This is a genomic window from Ureibacillus sp. 179-F W5.1 NHS (assembly GCF_045369345.1).
In the GTDB taxonomy this organism is placed as follows: domain Bacteria; phylum Bacillota; class Bacilli; order Bacillales_A; family Planococcaceae; genus Ureibacillus; species Ureibacillus halotolerans.
Genome location: NZ_JBIQFG010000002.1, coordinates 90,865 through 109,590, shown reverse-complemented (window position 1 = coordinate 109,590; position 18,726 = coordinate 90,865). Strand labels below are relative to the sequence as shown.

Below are 18,726 nucleotides of genomic sequence, written 5' to 3'. Positions count from 1 at the left end.
GTACCAACTCCAACATAAATGACAATTGTTGCTGCAACAAATAAATAAACCACTCTTTCCTACCTCCTATAATGAGAATCATTTTCACTAATTATAATAAAAATTTTGTAAAAACGTCAAGTTCATACTACTTCCGACTTAAAAAGAATGTAAATTATAATAATTTTCATATACTATTATACTAGAACAATGGTAAGATAGGGAAAAATAGAAAAAAGGATGGATGATTTTATTGAATAATTCAAAACATATACAAACCGTTTTAAATGGATCCATTCATTCATTAAAAACGATTCTACCAATGGAAATGAATATTCAACCCCCTTCTGTATTAAATCAACCATACATACAAGAAGAAATGGGCGTTTTAATCGGTCTGATTGGAGATATTAAAGGAAGACTTGTTATTAATAGCAGTTCATCCACCATCAGCGCTATTGGTACTAAAATGTTTGGAATTCCAATCGAAGGAGAAATGTTAGAGTCTTTTACAGGAGAGTTTGGAAATATGTTTGCCGGAAACCTTTGTACCCATGTTGGTCAACAATCATTAAATGTTGATATTACACCACCAACGGTTATGGTCGGTACAACTAAACTATGTGGATTTGAAAAAGCATTTAAATTACCTGCCATGTTAGAAAATATCGGTCCCCTTACCATTCTATTTACGATCGACGAAGAGTAATAGATTGTTCCATTCTTTATTAAAACAACAAAAAGGATGACTTTTTAAGAGATTGATTTAAGGAGTCATTCTTGTTGTTGTTTTAATTGAAAATAAAAATCCTTCGCCTTTTTATCTTATTAAACGACAAATAAATGTATTCATAGGTCATAAAAATTTTAACAATTTTCCTTTCAACAGTAGTTCAATTATGTGAAATTTCGTCATAAACTCCTTTTTAGAGTGAAACTTTCCCTTTTTCCTTCCGTATAAATGTTAAGGATAGGATGGAGTTTCGTTCGAAAGTAGATAACTTTTTTGTTGTTGTTATATCCATTACGTTATTTATCATAATGGCTGTCTTGTTAATTCCTCTCATTTTAGATAATGACAAAACGTTAGTAGATGTAATCATTGTCCTCTCTTTATGTTTCTTATCTATTGCCTTTATTTTATGGACGTCCTTTTCTATTAAATACATTTTTAATCCAGATACGTTACTCGTAAAAGGCGGACTTTTTAAAACTCGTATCCCTTATGAAGACATAACAAAACTAACAGAGACAACAGAAATCTTTACAGGTTATCGGGTGTTGGCATCAAAAGATAGCCTTGAGATCTTTTATAAAAAAGGTATTTTAGGGAGCGTTAAAATTTCACCTACAGATAAAAAACGTTTCGTTTCTGAATTAAAAAAACGATGTCCTAATTTATAGCATAAAGAAGAACCTTTTCTATGAAAAAAGCAAAAGTCCCATAATGGAACTTTTGCTTTTAAACTTTCACATCGGATTTACTGGTAAAATGTTTATAAACTCTGAACGATATATACTCTCCTCTTCGTTCAATAATAGGTGAATATCACCATAGTCATTAGATGTACGAATCAATCTTCCAATTCCTTGTTGGAGTCGTAATTGCATAAATGGTAATTCCACTTCTTCGAAAGGATTTTCGGCAAAGGCACGTTTCGCATCAAATAATGGATCTTGAGGTGGGAATGGTAAATCAAATATAATCACACGGGTTAATGCTTCCTCTGGTAAATCTAACCCTTCCCATAAATGGTATGAACATAATGTTTTTACTGTTCCCTCTTGGAAATCACGAATAATAGCCGATAATTCCCGATCACCTTCAAAGGCAACTGTTAACTTTGTCATCATAGATAATTTCGACTTAAAGGACAACATTGACTGTTTTGATTTAAATAATATTAATGTCTTTTGTCCATCCTGTAATAACTTTTCAACTTTCGATACTTTCTCCTCTTGCTTCAAGTCATGTAAATATACTTTCATCACTTCTTCATAATCAAATGGAGAAGGCACGCTAAAGGATTGATATTTTTTAATGCCTAAGCTATACGCAATATAAGAGAAATCTTTATTTACCGATAAAGTAGCCGATGAGAAAACAATCGGTATTTTTTTAGAGAATAATTTCTCTTCCAGAACATCTGTTATTAAACGAGGCATGATGACTAATGTTTCTTCCCCATCGGTTTCCTCTAACCAATCGACCGCATCTCCTTGAGCAATAAAAATACGGATTGCTGCTTCATATTGTTCTAGAAATTCTTCAGCCATATTTAATTCGTATTCTGGAATCATATATAATTCAGATTCAAATACAAACTCTTCTAATAATTTTTCAACATCAACGATTAATTGTTTCCCTAGTTGAAGTAAACGTTCTGACTTTCGAATTGATTTTCTGTCCTCTTCTGATGGTACTACATCGTCTCGTAATTGATCGAAAAATAATTCGTGATCATCTTGTAATTTCTCCATTGCATATAAAGTTTTTTCACGAACACCATCTACCATCAAACGTTCCAATAAGTTGACAATCGTATAACTTTGTACTTTAACCGTCATTGCATTTTGAGCTGCATATTCTAATAAATGTCCCTCATCTAAAACGATCATCGATACTTCAGGTAGCAATGGTAATTGACCTTCCCGTTCCCGTGATTCTTTCGTTGCTAAATGTTCCATTAGAAAATCTTGAGAACAAATAATTAAATCACTAGATTCACGATAATGGGCTCGGTGTAAAGTTTGACCGCATCGGTTTCTCATGTCGCAAACTGAACATTGCATAATTGAGTTATAATTAACCTTTTGCCAATCTTCATCACTAACCGATGGATAGTCACTTCTCGCCCCAAAGGGACTCACCGTTAACATAGAACCTTGGGCATACACACCATCAGGAATAGACATGGCAATATCATCGATCCATTCTTCTGTTACTACTTTTTCAGTCTCTTCAAATCTTTTTAAACATAAATATTGATTGCGAGACTTTGCTAACCGAACATCAATCGTTAAACCGAGGTGTTCGGTTAATTTATAAATATCTCCACCCTCTTTAACAAGCTGGTCAATTAAAGTTTCATCTGCACACGCAATTAATGCTGGACGACCAGTATAACGGGCGTAGGAAATTGCCGGTAATAGATAGGCAATCGTTTTACCAGTACCAACACCGGCTTCTGCGAATAAAACATTTTTTTCTTTTAATGCCTGTTCAATTTGATATGCCATAAAAATTTGTTCATCACGACATTCAAATCCTTTTTCAGGCAATTCATCATATAAAACATCTCCCATCCAATCTCCAAGGGAGTCGAAAAAGGAACGATCTTTTGATAATTCAAACGGTAAAGACTGTCTCATTCTTTTATCTCCTTCATACTCACGTCTATTATAAAGACATGGAAACGGAAGGAGTATTTCTCCTTCCGTTCAATTTCCAATTTAATTTACTTTAAATATTATCACGTTTTGACTTTTGACCCCAGTATTGATATAAATCCGTACGAATAAATCCATTAAATAATTTACGTTTTTTTGTAGCCTTCTTGCCATAAAGCTCTTCAAAATTTTCCATTGAGGAAAGCATATATACGGACCAAGTTGGATAGTTTTTCATTATTTGTCCTAATGTACGAATAACGTTTTCAATTTCTTCCTTTTCTCCAATACGTTCCCCATACGGTGGATTGGAAATAATAACGCCATCTAACAGTTTTGTTGTAAAATCCGTTGCCTGCATTTGTTTAAACGTAATTAAATCACCAAAGCCTGCCTCAAGCGCATTACTTTGCGCAATCGTTACCATGCGATGATCAATATCCGAACCAATAATTTCGAGAGGTTGATCGTAGTTTGCTAAATCGTCCGCCTCATTTCGAGCATCTTCCCATATTTTTTCTTTCATCCAATTCCATTCTTCTGAAATGAATTCACGATTATAACCAGGTGCAATATTTTGCCCAATCATCGCAGCTTCCAACGGAATTGTACCGGAACCACAAAATAGATCAACAAAAGGTCTACTTGGACTCCATCTGGAAATTTTCACAAGGGCAGCAGCTAACGTTTCTTTTAACGGCGCTTCCCCTTGGGATTGTCTATAGCCACGTTTATGTAGGCCAGCTCCCGATGTATCAATCGTTAAAGTAGCTACATCTTTCAAAATAGAAACTTCAATTTTATATGTCGCTCCCGACTCATCTAAAAAGCCCAATCGTTTATAATGAAATTTCATTCGTTCGACAATTGCTTTTTTCACGATCGATTGGCAATCCGGAACGCTAAATAATTTCGATTTGACCGACTTACCTGATACTGGGAATGCCGCATCAACAGGTAAAAATTTCTCCCATTCAATTGCTTTTGTATTCTCAAATAATTGATCAAATGTGTGGGCTGGGAATTCTGCTACTACAATTTTCACACGGTCTGCTACACGTAACCAAAGATTACATCGAGCAATGGCGGTTTCATCGCCTTCAAAATATACTTTTCCATTTTCCACACGTGTTTCATAGCCTAAATCTTGAACTTCTTGGGCAACAATCGATTCTAACCCCATTGCCGCAGTCGCTACTAATTGAAATTTTGTCATTCTACAATTTCTCCTTGGTGTTGTTATTACGGTTGTGAAAAAAGTTCACGTAAATTGTAATTCTTTTAGTTAAAACATCTTATTATATGCCAACCTCACCTTCAGAATAAAAGGATATTCTTAAATGAGAAAATTACGTTATTTATTAACTTTTGGGACCGATAATGTAATACGTATTGGAAAAATCAAATTCCATTTTATGTATTTAAACGATACCATTAGCATATTACCCTAAATTTTACTCTCCCATACACTAAAAGAAAAGCTCTCCAATAGGATGGAGAGCCTCTTATGTGAGTAAAAACTCTTAAATACATAATGAATACTTGTTCAAATAATCAATTTCAAGGTGATTTTTGAACAAGTATTTCTTAAATTTCTATCATTTCGCATTTAAATTGAATAGTTATCATAGAAATTCATAAGCCATGTTTTGTTCCCGGGTACTCAAACAGCCGAAGCCTCGTACGAATCGGGTAGTAATCATCTATCTACGAAAGAATACTCTTTCGTCCCTCCATCTGTTCATTTCCTTCAGGAGAGTGCCCCTACCATAATTTGGGTTTCTCACTCGTGGGGTTTACCTCGTTCCACCTTTATTGTTTCCAATAAAGCTACGTCACTGTGGCACTTTCAGGAAGTGTCAACCATATCATAAGACTTAGGTTTTCCTTCCGCCGTCAAGCTATAGCTTGCCTTACCTTATTTTTTCAGTAAGCACGAACACTACGGTCATCTCAGAGCCGTGTGAGCATGGACTTTCCTCTACAATTTAACATTGCAGCGATTACTCGAATTTGACTATGATAAAAGAATTATACTAAAAAATTATCACAAAAACAAGATAGTAAATTTATTCGTACAACTTACTGCCAAACACATGCTTTTCTAAATTTGAAAGACGTTTTAAAATATCAAAATTTGTATTTCCTGCTGGTGGTTGAACTTGTGATCGGCGAGATGCACTGTTTTCAAGTTCTTCTTTTAAACGTCTATTTTCAGCACGAAGCTCTTCTAGTTCTTCTACAACCTTTTCAAATACGTCATAATCTTCCATAATTTGATCTAAAAATTGATCGACTTGGTCAACACTATAACCTTTCATCGCCTTTTTAAATTCTTTTTCTAATATTATTTTTGAATTTAATTTAATTTCCATTCACATCGCCCTTCCATCCGATACGGTACATGATTCAATTATATCATATGAATATAATAAAAGGGATTCAAAGAAACTGTTTTAACAAAATTAACGGTAACTTTTTGAAAAAATTTGATAGAAGTATACCATAGAAGAAAAATGTCAGATTATGCGCTTACCCGGGAAATTATTTTTAAAATATTCAGGAAATAACTCCCCATTATTCCCATAATTGCTTGTACATTGTTTATAACCAACAATGTTAAAGGACATTCAAATAATGTTCTATTATAATTTATTTTTTAGTTTCTTTTCAACCCTTTGCAATCTTCTTGTCCAATTGATGACATACTTCATTTGTTGATCCTTTTTTATAAAAGATTGGCTCTCTAAAAGTTGCAATCCTTCATTTGTGTAATGTAATGCCCGTTCGTATTCTTTTAATTGATGTTCATATAAAATGGCAAGTTGCTCCAATACTTTTAGCTTTTCTCTATTGTTAACAAATGAAAGTGCATTTTGAAAAGACTTGATAGCCTCTTCAACCATTCCATTGCGCTTTTGTTGAAAGGCTAAATAATAATGGGCAAGACCAGCCTCTTCTGTTTGATAATTTTCCGTTACAGTCGTTAACACTTGTTCACTTTGTATAGGTTGTTTTAAATCACCATACCATTTTCCTATGTTTGTATACGTAGTAGCAGACTCTTCCCATTCTCCTTCAAGCAATAGGTTTGTGGAATGGATATAGAGTGTCACTAAAGATAAAAGGTCCCATTCATTGTGATATAGTACCTTCATTAAAGCAGATGCATTTCCGCTTTTGATAGCGTCTGTATAAATAATCGGTGCTAAAAATCCCGGAATGTCACCATTTCTTCTAAATCCGAGTTTTTCTTCCTCGACTTTTGTTAATTTCATTCTTTCCAAATTATTTTTCCATATTCGTTTCGAACTGTGTAATAAATCGATTTGTCGAGGATTTCGTAATTTCGGTAAAACATTTTGGTTTAATGTCCATCTTGTTTCTAATTGGGGCCAGTCAAAACTTTTCCCATTATAAGATACAATCGTTTTTGACTGTTGCCAAAATTTAGATTCGAATAAAAACGCTGCTTCATTTGCAGGATCTGCTAATACATACTGGGTAAGGACAAATTGATCCTCTTCTACACTTAATAAGCCTAATAAGAATATGTTTGTCCCTACCCCTTTTAAACCCGTCGTTTCTGTATCAAAAAATAGGACTGGTTCATCTATATGAATAGCATAAGGATGTTCAACAGTCGCCTTCTGCCATTTTTCAACAGCATCAAAAAATAAGCCTAACTTATAAAAACCGTGTTGAAACGTAAGGGGATACGTCACTTCCCTTTTAAATAAAACGCCAAAATCATTTTCAACTAATGCAAGTCCAGCTTTTTGCCATTCATTTATATAGAAAGGTTTTTCTGGTTTTTGAAAAGTAGGTTTATTTTTAGGCTGTTCTTTCTTTTTCCCAAGCATTTGTTTTAATTGCATCATTTTATTTTCGTATGACATGGAGCTCATCCTATTTCATTTAATAAAATTGATAGTATTTTGATGACTTTTTGTTTACTTTCACTAAAGCTATCTTGTGCGCCAATACAAGAAGGACATCCGTTTTGACAAGGACAATTTTGCACATGACCAATCGTTTGCTCAATTATCGGTACTAAAATGTCGTACACCCTTTCGCTTAACCCGATGCCTCCAGGATAACTATCATAGATAAATAGTGTAGGTTTATCATTATGAACGGATTTCACTTGAGGTACAACCGTTAAATCGTTCCGATCGCACTGAATATACAGAGGAATAAAAGACCCAATTGCATAACTAGCGCCAGTTAAAGCATCCGTTAACATTTCCTCTGACCAATTTTCTGGTAAGTTAAAGGACAGCCACGTAGCATTTGTATGCATCTCAAGGGGTGGAATATGAATTTTCCCTGAGCCAATATTTTCGTGGGTTTGGAAACGGATTTTTTTAAAGATTGTTGGAATCGCTAGTAAACTAATATCTCCATAACTAACTGACGCGGTTTTATGCTGACTTGTTTTATCTTCATTTAAAACTTTTAACTCAACAGCTAAATTCGCATCAGTAAAGTAATCCACATCTACTTCACGAACATAGGCTTTTTTCTCTTCCCAGTCGAGCATTTCTACCTGGAATTGTGTTCCTTGGTGAAGATAGATTGCTTCTTCATGTAGAAGGGTCATAGCGCTATACGTATCCATTTCACCGATAACCTTCGTTCCTGCTGGCACCGTTTGATCAATAATGACTACATTTTCTTGGGAAGCAGAGCGCAAACTAATTTCATGGGCTGGGAAACGTTCACTCATCCAATACCAGTTTGAACTAGTTTTCACTAATACACCTTCATCTTGTAAAAACTCAAGTAATTCTTGTACTTCAAATTCCCCGTAGCTATCTGTAATAGAAAATGGTAATTCAAAAGCGGCACATTTTAAATGATCCATTAAAATAAGAATATTATCTGGATTTATTAACGCCTCTTCTGGTGAACTACCTAATAGATAGGTAGGGTTGTTTACGACATATTGGTCTAATGCAGTGGAATTTGCCACATAAATAATTAAAGCCGAATCTTGTCTACGCCCTGCCCGTCCAGCTTGTTGCCACGCACTAGCGATGTTACCCGGATAGCCTGTCATAATACATGCTTGTAATTGTCCGATATCTACCCCCAATTCCAATGCATTTGTACTTACTACAATTTGGATTGTACCGTCCCTTAATCCTTTTTCAATCGCCCTGCGTTCCGTTGGTAAATAGCCTCCACGATAGCCGCGAATAGATTCATCTTGAATTTTATTTTTCGTTAAACTTTTTAAATAAGTTACGAGCATTTCGACTCGAACTCTGGATTTGGCAAAAACAATTGTTTGAATACCTGCTTCAAATAATCTGGTCGCCAAATCACGGACTTCTAATACACTGCTTCGTCTAACACCAAAGGTCGGATGCACAATTGGAGGATTATAAAATAAAAATGTTTTTTTACCGACTGGTGCACCAGATTTGGCGATTAGTTCATGATTTGTATTTGTTAATTTTTCAGCCAATTCTTTCGGATTTTTAATCGTAGCGGATGTACAAATAAAAATTGGGTCACTTCCATAAAAAGCACAAATACGTTTTAAACGTCGGATAACATGGGCTACATGACTTCCAAATACCCCTTTATATGTATGTAACTCATCAATGACAATATACTTTAAGTTTTCAAATAAGGAGACCCATTTCGTATGATGGGGTAAAATTCCCGAATGTAACATATCAGGGTTTGTCATAACAATATGGCCTGCTTTTCTAATTTTTTGTCGAATTGCAGGTGCTGTATCACCATCGTACGTATAACTTAAAATTTCCTCTTCCATATCCTCGATTAAATCATTTAAATCGGCCTTCTGATCTTGAGCTAATGCCTTTGTAGGAAATAAATAAATGGCCCTACTCGATTGATCTTCTAAAATTTTTTGTAAAACTGGTAAATGATAGCAAAGTGATTTTCCAGAGGCAGTTGGTGTAACAGCAGTAAAGGATTTACCATTGACTGCATAATCAAAGGCTTCCCGCTGGTGAGTATATAATTGCTCTATTCCTCTTTTATTTAATGCTTTTTTTATAGAGGGATGAAGTTCGTTCGGAAATTTGGAATAACGTGCCGGAGTTGCTTCAATTGTTTGCCAATGGACGATATTTTGTTTTAATTGTTCGTCATATTGCCATTCGATTAATAAATCATCGATCGTCCGTTTTTTACTAAACATCCTTTTCACTCTCCCCTTCTAAATAACGTAAAAAGAAAGATAACGTGTAATGGACGGATTGGACAGACTGGATAAATCGTTTTTTACTTGTCTCCTTATAAAAAGATTGTACGACAAATTGATTCATTGCATCGACAACGTTTTGTATTTGCGACTCATGCATATATTTCGGTCTGTTTTCTTTAATCCAATTTAACGCATTTTGTTGCCACTCTATTAATAAAGATTGTATGTTATCTGCAAAAGGTTTTACTTCTTCAAAAAATTGAGGTGTTGCGTCAAGTTCCCGCTGTTTATAAAAACGGTTTATTGACGCATCACACTCGTATATTAACTGTTTCGTTTGTTCGATTAATTCCATTTTTAGTACCCTCTTAAGATTTCTATTTTGTTTCTTAAGTGTACCAAAAACTAAGCTAATTCTCTAGCAATAGGGGAACAAGTATTCTTTACATGATAATGCTTTTCTGCTAAGCTTACTTTTTGATAAGTGCTTCCTAGTTGAGAGAAAAATTGGTTATGAATGTATGCCCGTTCGTTTTCAATTTTAGCTGTCATCATTTGGTCGATGTAGTCAATTTGCGAAATGAGTAGTTGAATTCTATTCATTGTCATTCCTCCTTTGACAAATAGAATTCATTGAAAGCATTCAAAACCCTTTCCACTTGTCAAAACTAGACATAGGTTGCTAAAACAACATATTTTTCGATATAAAGTTTCTCTTAAACTTTATCGTAAATTTATTTAGCATCTATTTCTCCATAAACTATTTCATATAATAGTAAAAGTCTAGTCATATATTGATTATAGTTACCTCCGATAGTCTATCCTAATAGAAGAGGTACTTAGCTTAACTTTGATAAAATTATGTTAAACTTGTTGGTAGAAATGAACTTTCAAAAAGGAGTGCTTTTCGTGATACATTATCCAAATGGCAAACTATATCAGCCGAGTGAACCCCTTTCGAAACCGGCAAAACCAGTTAAAAAAAAGGAGCTTTCATTTAGTAATCGCGGAAAAACTCTTGAAGATGAAATTAATGAAACGAATACCTACTATTTAAATCAACAAATTGCAATCATTCATAAGAAACCTGTTCCGGTTCAAATCGTCAAAGTAGAGTACCCGTCACGGAGTGCAGCAGTTATTCGTGAAGCCTACTTTCGAACGCCATCTACAACTGATTACAACGGTGTTTGGAACGGATATTATATAGATTTTGAAGCGAAGGAAACCGAGAGTAAAACGTCCTTTCCTTTAAAAAACGTCCATCAACATCAAGTTCTGCATATGAAAGATGTGACAAATCAAAAAGGAATTGCCTTTACTATCGTAAAATTTTCAACTTTAGATCGTTATTTCGTGGTTCCTTTTTCTGTACTTCATGATGCTTGGAGGCAAATGGAAAAAGGTGGGAGGAAATCTATACCATTATCAATATTCGAAACACAAACTATTGAAATTAGGCCTGGATATAATCCACGAATAGATTACTTATCCGCAATAAAAAAACTGATTACAAACGAAGAATAATAGATTGTTAAAGCGAGGAGATTATTTTGACTGAGAAAAGACGCACTCGTGAAGAGTTAAAACGAGAACGCGAACTACAAAAGAAAAAACAAAAAAAACCAGCAAGTTCTTGGATAAAACGAATTATCATTACAATTCTTATCATTGGTGTTGTCGGATTATTAGGTGGTGCTGGGTTATTTGCCTATTATGCTAGTTCAGCTCCCGAGTTGGATGAAGAACTTTTAAAAGATCCGATTTCTTCCGAGTTTTATGATAAGAATGGTGAGCTATTTGCAAAAATTGGTGCAGAAGACCGTAAATATGTAGAATACGATGATATTCCTCAAGAAATGATTGACGCTATTTTAGCAACCGAAGACTCACGATTCTTTGACCATTTCGGTCTTGATATATGGCGTTTAGGTAGTGCCGTCATTGCAAACGTTACGCAAGGTTTCGGTGCACAAGGGGCAAGTACGATTACCCAACAAGTTGTAAAAAATTCATTTTTAAGTAATGACAAAAAGTTAAAACGTAAAGCACAGGAAGCATGGCTTGCGATTCAACTAGAAAAACATTATTCAAAAGAAGAAATTTTTGAAATGTACTTTAACAAAGTACTTATGTCTGGAAGGGTTTATGGATTTGGAACTGCTGCTGAATATTTCTTTGGTAAAGAATTAGATGAATTAGAATTGGATGAAATGGCTTTACTTGCAGGTATCCCTCAAAGTCCAAACAATTATAATCCATTCAAAAATCCTGACCGAGCGAAAGCACGACGGGATTTAGTACTTGATTTAATGGTTCAACACGAAAAAATTTCAGAAGAACAAGCTGCTGAAGCGAAAAAAGTTGAAATTGCTTCCCGCGTTTTACCGGAAGAAGAACGTCAAACTGTAACAGGCACAAAATATGATGCCTTCTTAGATGTTGTATTAGAAGAACTTGAAGAAAACGGAGATGGAGAAGCATTAGCTGAAGGAATAAAAGTTTATACTACTCTTGACCCTAATGCTCAATCGGTTGTAGAAAATATTATGAACGATTCTGAAAACTTCCCTACTGAGGATATTCAATCTGGTGTATCTGTTATTGATACAAAAACGGGTGAGATTCGTGCAATTGGTGGCGGAAGAAATTACGGAGCAGAGAGAGGCTGGAACTATGCAGATGATTTAAAAGATCGTCAACCAGGTTCAACAATGAAACCTTTACTTGATTACGGTCCTGCCATTGAAAACTTAAAATGGTCAACTGGTCAAACGATTGTGGATGAAAAAATGACTTATTCTAATTCAGATAAAGTCATTACGAACTGGGATAATAAATATTTGGGCACAATGACCGTACGTGAAGCATTATACCAATCACGTAACGTACCAGCCGTTAAAACATTACAAGAGGTTGGAACAGATGCAGCAAAAGAATTTATTAGTAAATTAGGTATCGAAACTGAAGATGTATATGAGTCTGATGCAATTGGTGGCGGAGCGATTTATATGTCCCCTATCCAAATGGCTGCTGCCTATGCTGCATTTGGTAATAATGGTATTTATAACGAACCAACTACGATTAAAGAAGTTGAGTACCGTGACGGTTCAAAAAAATCTTATAAATCACAACCAGAAGTGGCGATGAGCGACTATACAGCCTATATGGTAACAGATATTTTACGCGATGTTTTAAGTGATAAACCGGGAGCTTCAGGTTCCGCTGCTGCAGTACCTGGATTAGATATTGCAGGTAAAACGGGTACAACCAATTACTCCCCTGAAGACTTTGATAAATTCAATTTACCAAGTAGCAGTGTACCTGATTCATGGTTTGCAGGCTATACAACAAATTATTCAATAGCCATTTGGAGTGGTTACTCTCAACGTTCCGAACCGATTACTACTTGGGATGAACGTCGTTTACCACAAAGATTGTTTAAATCAATCATGAGCCAAATATCTGATGATGTTGAAACATCAGACTTTAAAAAGCCAAATTCTGTTGTAGAAGCAACAATTGAAGTCGGAACAAATCCATTACAATTAGCAAGTGAATATACACCAAATGAATTACGAAGAACAGAATTGTTTGTTAAAGGGACTGAACCATCTCAAGTATCAGAGAAATACGAAGAGATTGAATTAGATGCCCCTACTAAATTACAAGCGAAGTACAATGAAGAAGGAAGTACTGTTGACTTAACTTGGGACTTTAAAGCGCCTAAAGGGAATGAAGATTTGGATGTTTCCTTTGAAGTATCGATGACTGTTGATCAAGAACAACCTGTAGTCGTGAATACAACGTCCGATAAACAATTACAAATTCCGAATATCGAACCTGGACGTAATTACACATTCTCTGTAGTCGCCGTTTCTGATGATATCCGAAGTGAACCAGCAACCGTTTCAATTTTCATTGAAAATAAAATAGAAGAACCGGAAGTTGAAAAACCAGAAAACCCGAATAATGGAAATAACGGGGATGGAAATGAAAACAACGATAATGGGAATGGAAATGGGAATGGAAATGGGAATGATAATAGTAACGGGAATGGTAACGGAGACGATGGTGATTTAGATGACTGGTTTGGACCAGGAAAAGATGGTGAAAATAACGGGGATAATGGCGGAGAAGACGTCAGTGAGGATGGTAATGGCGAAATAGAAGCTCCTACTGTACCGACTGACCCGACTGAAACACCAGAATAATAAAAAGGAACATCAATCAGATGAAAATGATTGATGTTCCTTTTTTCTTATGATTTAATTCTTAGACGAGCTAATCGCTTCTTTAATTCTTTAAATAATTCATCCAATTGACGGTAGCAAGCATATTGACCTGGTCTTGCTTTAATAAACAAAAGCCGTTCCATTCCGTTGATTGGAAGAACTTCATACTCTTCCTTTTCATCCAATGTTGGTTCACTACTTTGTGAGCTGTTCAATACACAAGCTTCAAATAGCACAATTCCTTTATCCATTAATGATTTCGCTTCGCCACTACGTTGATCGTGGGCTTGATGAATAAGCTGACTTAGTTCCTCCCATTGTGCAAAATAAGGTTCAACCTTCTCCTTTTGAATTGCTTCAGGTCTTACTTTAATCAACGTTTTTCACCAAACCTTTTTTCAAACGTTTCTGCCCTTCTCTACAAATGTCTAATAACGGGCACGTATGACATTGGGGATTTTGAGCTTTACAATGATAACGACCAAAGAAAATTAACTGATGATGGGTTTTAGACCAATTTTCCTTTGGTGTTTTTTTCATTATCGTTTCTTCAACTTCCAACACCGTATCTTTTAAACGACATAACCCTAAACGTTTCGAAACACGTTCTACATGTGTATCTACTGCAAGGGCTGGTATATTAAACGCAACTGACAAAACAACATTTGCAGTTTTACGTCCAACACCGGGTAATGTAACGAGTTGTTCACGACTTTGTGGAATTTCTCCATTAAAATCGGTAATTACTTTTTCACATAAAGCTTGAATATTTTTAGCTTTATTACGATAGAGACCAATCGAACGGATATCATTTTGTAATTCTTCCAATGGTACAGCTAAATAATCTTCAGCCGTTTTATACTTTTGAAATAAAGTCTTCGTTACTTTATTGACAAGTACATCTGTACATTGGGCAGACAATAATGTAGCAATTGTTAACTCAAACGGGTTATCGTGTACGAGCTCACAATGTGCATCTGGAAACATTTCGTCCATCACGTTTAAACAATGCTCCCACTGTTTTTTCGTAAGCATAATGTACCCCCTATTCTCTTTCTTCTAACCAGTTATAAAAGGAAACTTTATTTTGATTTTCTTGCGTCGTCGACTTTTGCTTTTGTTGCACGACGGTTGTTTTTTGATGAAATTGTTCTGTATGATTTTCAACTTGTTTGAGTGAAGTAATATTTTTCTTTTTCCATTCAAATAAAATCCGATCAATATATCGTAAGGAAAGTTTTCCAGCTAGAACTGCTTCTTTTAATGCTGCTTTAATAATTGCTGGGGAGTGACGATCTGCGTCTAACCACATCGAAATCGTTTCAATTTCCATTGGTGATAGAAGGCGCCCAAATTCTTGTTCAAATACTGAAAAAATTTCCCCTTCTTCATTTTTCACTTTTTGAGATTCTTTCTGCATCGCTTGTGATTCGATATAATCCAAAATTCTTTCCCATAATGGGAAAACCGAATATTTTTCAAATAATCTTCCACTGCCATCGATTCCTTGGCTAATTTCTAAAAAGCCCTTTTGTAAAAGACGCTGCAGTTTTAATGAAATATCATTTTCGTTAACATGAAAACGTTTCGCAATATCCGTTGGGGTTGGAAAATCATTGCCCTCAGAGTGAAAAGCTAATAAATGCAATAAAAGTAATGCTTCATCATCAGTTATCTTTAAATCTTTATAGTGTTGAAAAAAAAATTGAGGAACTGTTACATTCCCCTGCTCTGTCCACGTACGGAGTCGCTGTCCTTTATCGTTCATAAGAAGACTCCTTTCTATTCTTATAGTAAGGAAAGCGCCCGTATATACGGACGCTTTTTATGTTAGGAAAAAATCTTCCTTATTTATTATGGATATAAACGATTTAAAAGTCTTGGGAATGGAATACATTCACGTACGTGTTCTGCACCACTAATCCACGCTACAGTTCGTTCTAATCCTAAACCAAAACCGGAGTGTGGTACAGACCCTTGTTTACGTAAATCTAAATACCAAGCATAGGCAGATTCATCTAAGTTATGTTCTGCAATGCGTTGTTTTAACAATTCATAATCATGAATACGTTCAGATCCACCAATAATTTCACCGTAACCTTCTGGTGCAATTAAGTCTGCACATAATACAACATCATCTCTTTCAGGATGGGGCTGCATATAGAATGGTTTAATTCCTACTGGGTAGCAAGTGATAAATACTGGTTTATCGAAATGCTCGGCTATTGCCGTTTCATGAGGTGCTCCAAAGTCATCTCCCCATTGGATATCTGTAAATCCTTGTTCATGTAGGAACTTAATCGCATCATCATAAGTAATGCGTGGGAATGGTGCTTGAATGTTTTCCAATTTAGAAGTATCGCGTCCTAATCGTTCTAATTCCAATTTGCAATTTTCAAGTACGGATTGAACAATATAAGATACATATTGTTCTTGTACTTCTAGATTTTCTTCAAATTCAACAAATGCCATTTCCGGCTCAATCATCCAGAACTCAATTAAATGACGGCGAGTTTTGGACTTTTCTGCACGGAATGTAGGACCGAAGGAGAATACTTTTCCTAAAGCCATAGCCGCTGCTTCCATATACAATTGACCAGATTGAGAAAGATACGCATCTTCATCAAAGTACTTTGTATGGAATAGTTCTGACGTTCCTTCAGGAGCAGAACCTGTTAAAATAGGCGGATCGATTTTAACGAAACCGTTGTTATTGAAAAATTCATATGTAGCTCGGATAACTTCATTACGAATTTTCATGATGGCATGTTGTTTTCGTGAACGTAGCCATAAATGACGATTGTCCATTAAAAATTCGACACCATGTTCTTTTGGTGTAATAGGATAATCCACTGCAGCATGAATCACTTCAATATCCGTTACGGCAAGTTCACATCCAAAACTAGAACGAGTATCTTCCTTAACTTGTCCAGTAATATACATAGATGTTTCTTGAGTTAAACCTTTTGCTGTCGCAAATAGTTCTTCCCCTACTTCCTCTTTTACGATAACTCCTTGAACAAAGCCTGAGCCGTCACGTAATTGTAGAAAGGCAATTTTTCCACTTGAACGTTTGTTCGATAACCAAACGCCTAATTTTACAGTTTCGCCAATATGATTTGGCATGTCTTGAATCATAATTTTCTTCATATTGTTCCTCCACAAAGGACTAATTTTATCAAATTGTCGTTTCGTACTTCCAACTTGTTTACAAAATTAGTCTTGCCATTTTGATTTTACGAAATGATCGATACGTCGAACTGCTTCTTCAAGTAACTCTAAAGAAGTTGCATAACTTAAACGTACAGTTGTTGGTACGCCGAAACCTGAACCAGGTACTACGGCAACATTCGCTTCAGTTAGAAGTGCAGTCGCGAATTCATCTACGGACCCGTATCCAGTTTTTTCAGCTGCTTTTGCTACATCTGGTAAGAAGTAAAATGCACCTTGGGGCTTCACTACACGGAAACCAGGAATCGCATTTAATTTCGGATAGATTGTTTCTAATCGTGTTTCAAATGCTTTTCTCATTTCTTCAACGGAATCTTGTGAGCCATTATAAGCCTCAATTGTTGCATATTGAGAAGTAGTAGTTGGATTCGATGTTGAATGGGATGCCAAATCAGCCATCGAATTAATAATTTGAGCATTTCCAGCAGCATATCCAATTCTCCACCCAGTCATAGAATGGGATTTCGCTACCCCATTGATGACAATCGTGCGTGACTTCACTTCCTCAGAAAGTTGGGCAATTGAAAAATGTTCAAGTCCATTGTATAGAAGTTTTTCATAAATTTCATCCGATACGATTATAATATCTTTTTCCACTGCAACTGCAGCTAATTGTGCTAATTCTTCACGAGTATAAACCATACCAGAAGGATTGCTTGGTGAATTAATGATGACGGCTTTTGTTTTGTCAGTTATTGCTTCACGTAATTGAGATGCTGTAATTTTATAATTTTGTTCACTAGTACTTTCAACGTAAACCGGTACTCCACCCGCTAATTTCACTTGTTCAGGATAAGATACCCAATATGGAATTGGAATAATGACTTCATCGCCTTCATTCAAGATGACTTGGAATAAAGTATAAAGAACATGTTTTGCCCCAACACCAACAAGAATCTCATTCGGTTTGTATTCTAAATTGTTGTCTCGTGCTAATTTTTCAATGATTGCTTGTTTTAACGCAGGAAGTCCACCAGCTGGAGTATATTTCGTATGTCCGTCATACATCGATTTTGCAGCGGCATCCAGAATATTCTTTGGTGTATTAAAGTCAGGTTCTCCTGCTCCTAACCCAATTACATCAATTCCTTGTGCTTTTAATTCTTTTGCCTTTGCCGTAATCGCTAAAGTTGCTGATGGTGTTAAAGTTTTTACACGATTGGCTAATAATTCTTTCATCAAAAATCTTCTCCTCTACAAGTTCAAAATACGTTTCCACCATTGTCCGTCTTCAAATAAAATGTAGACATAGTTCAGTTTGTCTGAGTTGTTTTTATAAGTAATTTCCCAAACTGGACCAACTTCTTCATAGCCCAATTTTGTATGAAGGATTTCTTTTACTTCCTCTTCTTTACTTAAAACAGACAACGCTTGCTTTTCAGTAATACCATCTTTTAAATTTACTTCCTGAATTGCTTTCTCTTCTAAATTGATTGGAACAAATAGTGCCTTTTTGTTACCGTCCTTATCTTCACCGAATACGGTAACGTATGGTTTATTACCATTATAAACATATGAGTCCGATACAGCAGCTAGTGAGTCAGAAGATAATGCCAATTCTTCTGCTTTCGTTTCAATTTCATCAAATGGTGCATCAGATTTCCAAATTACGAGAACCGAAATGACAAGTGCCAAAGATAGAATAAAAACGGAAATGAAAATTATCCAGTTCTTCATCGGATCACCTTCGAAATTTGTACAGTT

17 protein-coding genes and 1 other RNA gene are annotated in these 18,726 nt (G+C 35.4%); 4 read left to right on the top strand and 14 right to left on the bottom strand.

From position 1 onward, the window contains the following. Nucleotides 1–232 precede the first annotated feature (232 nt). Complete coding sequence (locus ACH0B5_RS01835; protein WP_122970945.1) at nt 233–688, top strand: chemotaxis protein CheX; 456 nt, start codon at nt 233–235, stop codon at nt 686–688. Between the two features lie 266 nt (nt 689–954). Next, nucleotides 955–1,383 carry a PH domain-containing protein gene (locus ACH0B5_RS01830; protein ID WP_406927322.1) on the top strand — a complete coding sequence of 143 codons (429 nt, stop codon included), beginning with the start codon at nt 955–957 and terminating at the stop codon, nt 1,381–1,383. Between the two features lie 66 nt (nt 1,384–1,449). On the opposite strand, the gene ACH0B5_RS01825 is transcribed toward ACH0B5_RS01830, so the two are convergent. The 8 genes from ACH0B5_RS01825 to ACH0B5_RS01790 all read right to left on the bottom strand — a co-directional run bounded on the left by ACH0B5_RS01825 (nt 1,450) and on the right by ACH0B5_RS01790 (nt 10,159). Then, nucleotides 1,450–3,351: an ATP-dependent DNA helicase gene (locus tag ACH0B5_RS01825; protein WP_122970943.1), complete on the bottom strand. Its 1,902-nt coding sequence runs from the start codon at nt 3,349–3,351 to the stop codon at nt 1,450–1,452. 91 nt (nt 3,352–3,442) lie between these two features. Continuing rightward, entirely contained in the window at nt 3,443–4,585 is a 1,143-nt protein-coding gene (locus tag ACH0B5_RS01820) for a THUMP domain-containing class I SAM-dependent RNA methyltransferase (protein ID WP_341362009.1), read from the bottom strand. Nucleotides 4,586–5,003: 418 nt separating this feature from the next. Further along, an RNA gene (rnpB, locus tag ACH0B5_RS01815) (RNase P RNA component class B) lies at nt 5,004–5,384 on the bottom strand. A 54-nt stretch (nt 5,385–5,438) separates the two neighbouring features. Continuing rightward, on the bottom strand, nt 5,439–5,744 hold the full coding sequence (gene gpsB / locus ACH0B5_RS01810; protein ID WP_122970941.1) for a cell division regulator GpsB: 306 nt from the start codon (nt 5,742–5,744) through the stop codon (nt 5,439–5,441). A 270-nt stretch (nt 5,745–6,014) separates the two neighbouring features. After that, nucleotides 6,015–7,268: a ribonuclease H-like domain-containing protein gene (locus tag ACH0B5_RS01805; protein WP_406927321.1), complete on the bottom strand. Its 1,254-nt coding sequence runs from the start codon at nt 7,266–7,268 to the stop codon at nt 6,015–6,017. A gap of 5 nt (nt 7,269–7,273) precedes the next feature. Then, nucleotides 7,274–9,550, bottom strand: coding sequence for a DEAD/DEAH box helicase (locus ACH0B5_RS01800; protein ID WP_122970939.1), 2,277 nt, complete (start codon nt 9,548–9,550; stop codon nt 7,274–7,276). Beyond that, nucleotides 9,543–9,911: a YppE family protein gene (locus tag ACH0B5_RS01795; protein WP_122970938.1), complete on the bottom strand. Its 369-nt coding sequence runs from the start codon at nt 9,909–9,911 to the stop codon at nt 9,543–9,545. The genes ACH0B5_RS01800 and ACH0B5_RS01795 overlap by 8 nt, the downstream gene beginning before the upstream one ends. 50 nt (nt 9,912–9,961) lie before the next feature. Continuing rightward, entirely contained in the window at nt 9,962–10,159 is a 198-nt protein-coding gene (locus ACH0B5_RS01790; RefSeq protein WP_122970937.1) for an endonuclease, read from the bottom strand. Nucleotides 10,160–10,438: 279 nt separating this feature from the next. Between ACH0B5_RS01790 and recU the strand changes: the two genes are divergently transcribed. Beyond that, nucleotides 10,439–11,083, top strand: coding sequence for a Holliday junction resolvase RecU (gene recU, locus ACH0B5_RS01785; RefSeq protein ID WP_406927320.1), 645 nt, complete (start codon nt 10,439–10,441; stop codon nt 11,081–11,083). A 26-nt stretch (nt 11,084–11,109) separates the two neighbouring features. Beyond that, nucleotides 11,110–13,770 carry a PBP1A family penicillin-binding protein gene (locus ACH0B5_RS01780; RefSeq protein WP_406927319.1) on the top strand — a complete coding sequence of 887 codons (2,661 nt, stop codon included), beginning with the start codon at nt 11,110–11,112 and terminating at the stop codon, nt 13,768–13,770. A 47-nt stretch (nt 13,771–13,817) separates the two neighbouring features. Here ACH0B5_RS01780 and ACH0B5_RS01775 read toward each other — a convergent pair whose 3' ends face one another. The 6 genes from ACH0B5_RS01775 to ACH0B5_RS01750 form a co-directional block, all read right to left on the bottom strand. Further along, a complete protein-coding gene (locus ACH0B5_RS01775; protein ID WP_122970935.1) occupies nt 13,818–14,168 on the bottom strand; it encodes a YpoC family protein in 351 nt (116 codons plus the stop codon). Then, nucleotides 14,161–14,826, bottom strand: coding sequence for an endonuclease III (gene nth / locus ACH0B5_RS01770; RefSeq protein ID WP_122970934.1), 666 nt, complete (start codon nt 14,824–14,826; stop codon nt 14,161–14,163). The genes ACH0B5_RS01775 and nth overlap by 8 nt, the downstream gene beginning before the upstream one ends. A 10-nt stretch (nt 14,827–14,836) precedes the next feature. After that, nucleotides 14,837–15,559 carry a DnaD domain-containing protein gene (locus ACH0B5_RS01765; RefSeq protein WP_122970933.1) on the bottom strand — a complete coding sequence of 241 codons (723 nt, stop codon included), beginning with the start codon at nt 15,557–15,559 and terminating at the stop codon, nt 14,837–14,839. 86 nt (nt 15,560–15,645) lie between these two features. Further along, a complete protein-coding gene (asnS, locus tag ACH0B5_RS01760) occupies nt 15,646–16,941 on the bottom strand; it encodes an asparagine--tRNA ligase (RefSeq protein ID WP_122970932.1) in 1,296 nt (431 codons plus the stop codon). Between the two features lie 66 nt (nt 16,942–17,007). After that, complete coding sequence (locus tag ACH0B5_RS01755) at nt 17,008–18,201, bottom strand: pyridoxal phosphate-dependent aminotransferase (protein WP_122970931.1); 1,194 nt, start codon at nt 18,199–18,201, stop codon at nt 17,008–17,010. Between the two features lie 15 nt (nt 18,202–18,216). Further along, the gene (locus tag ACH0B5_RS01750; RefSeq protein WP_122970930.1) at nt 18,217–18,699 is read right to left on the bottom strand and encodes a cell wall elongation regulator TseB-like domain-containing protein; all 483 of its coding nucleotides are present in this window, start codon (nt 18,697–18,699) and stop codon (nt 18,217–18,219) included. Nucleotides 18,700–18,726: the final 27 nt, after the last annotated feature.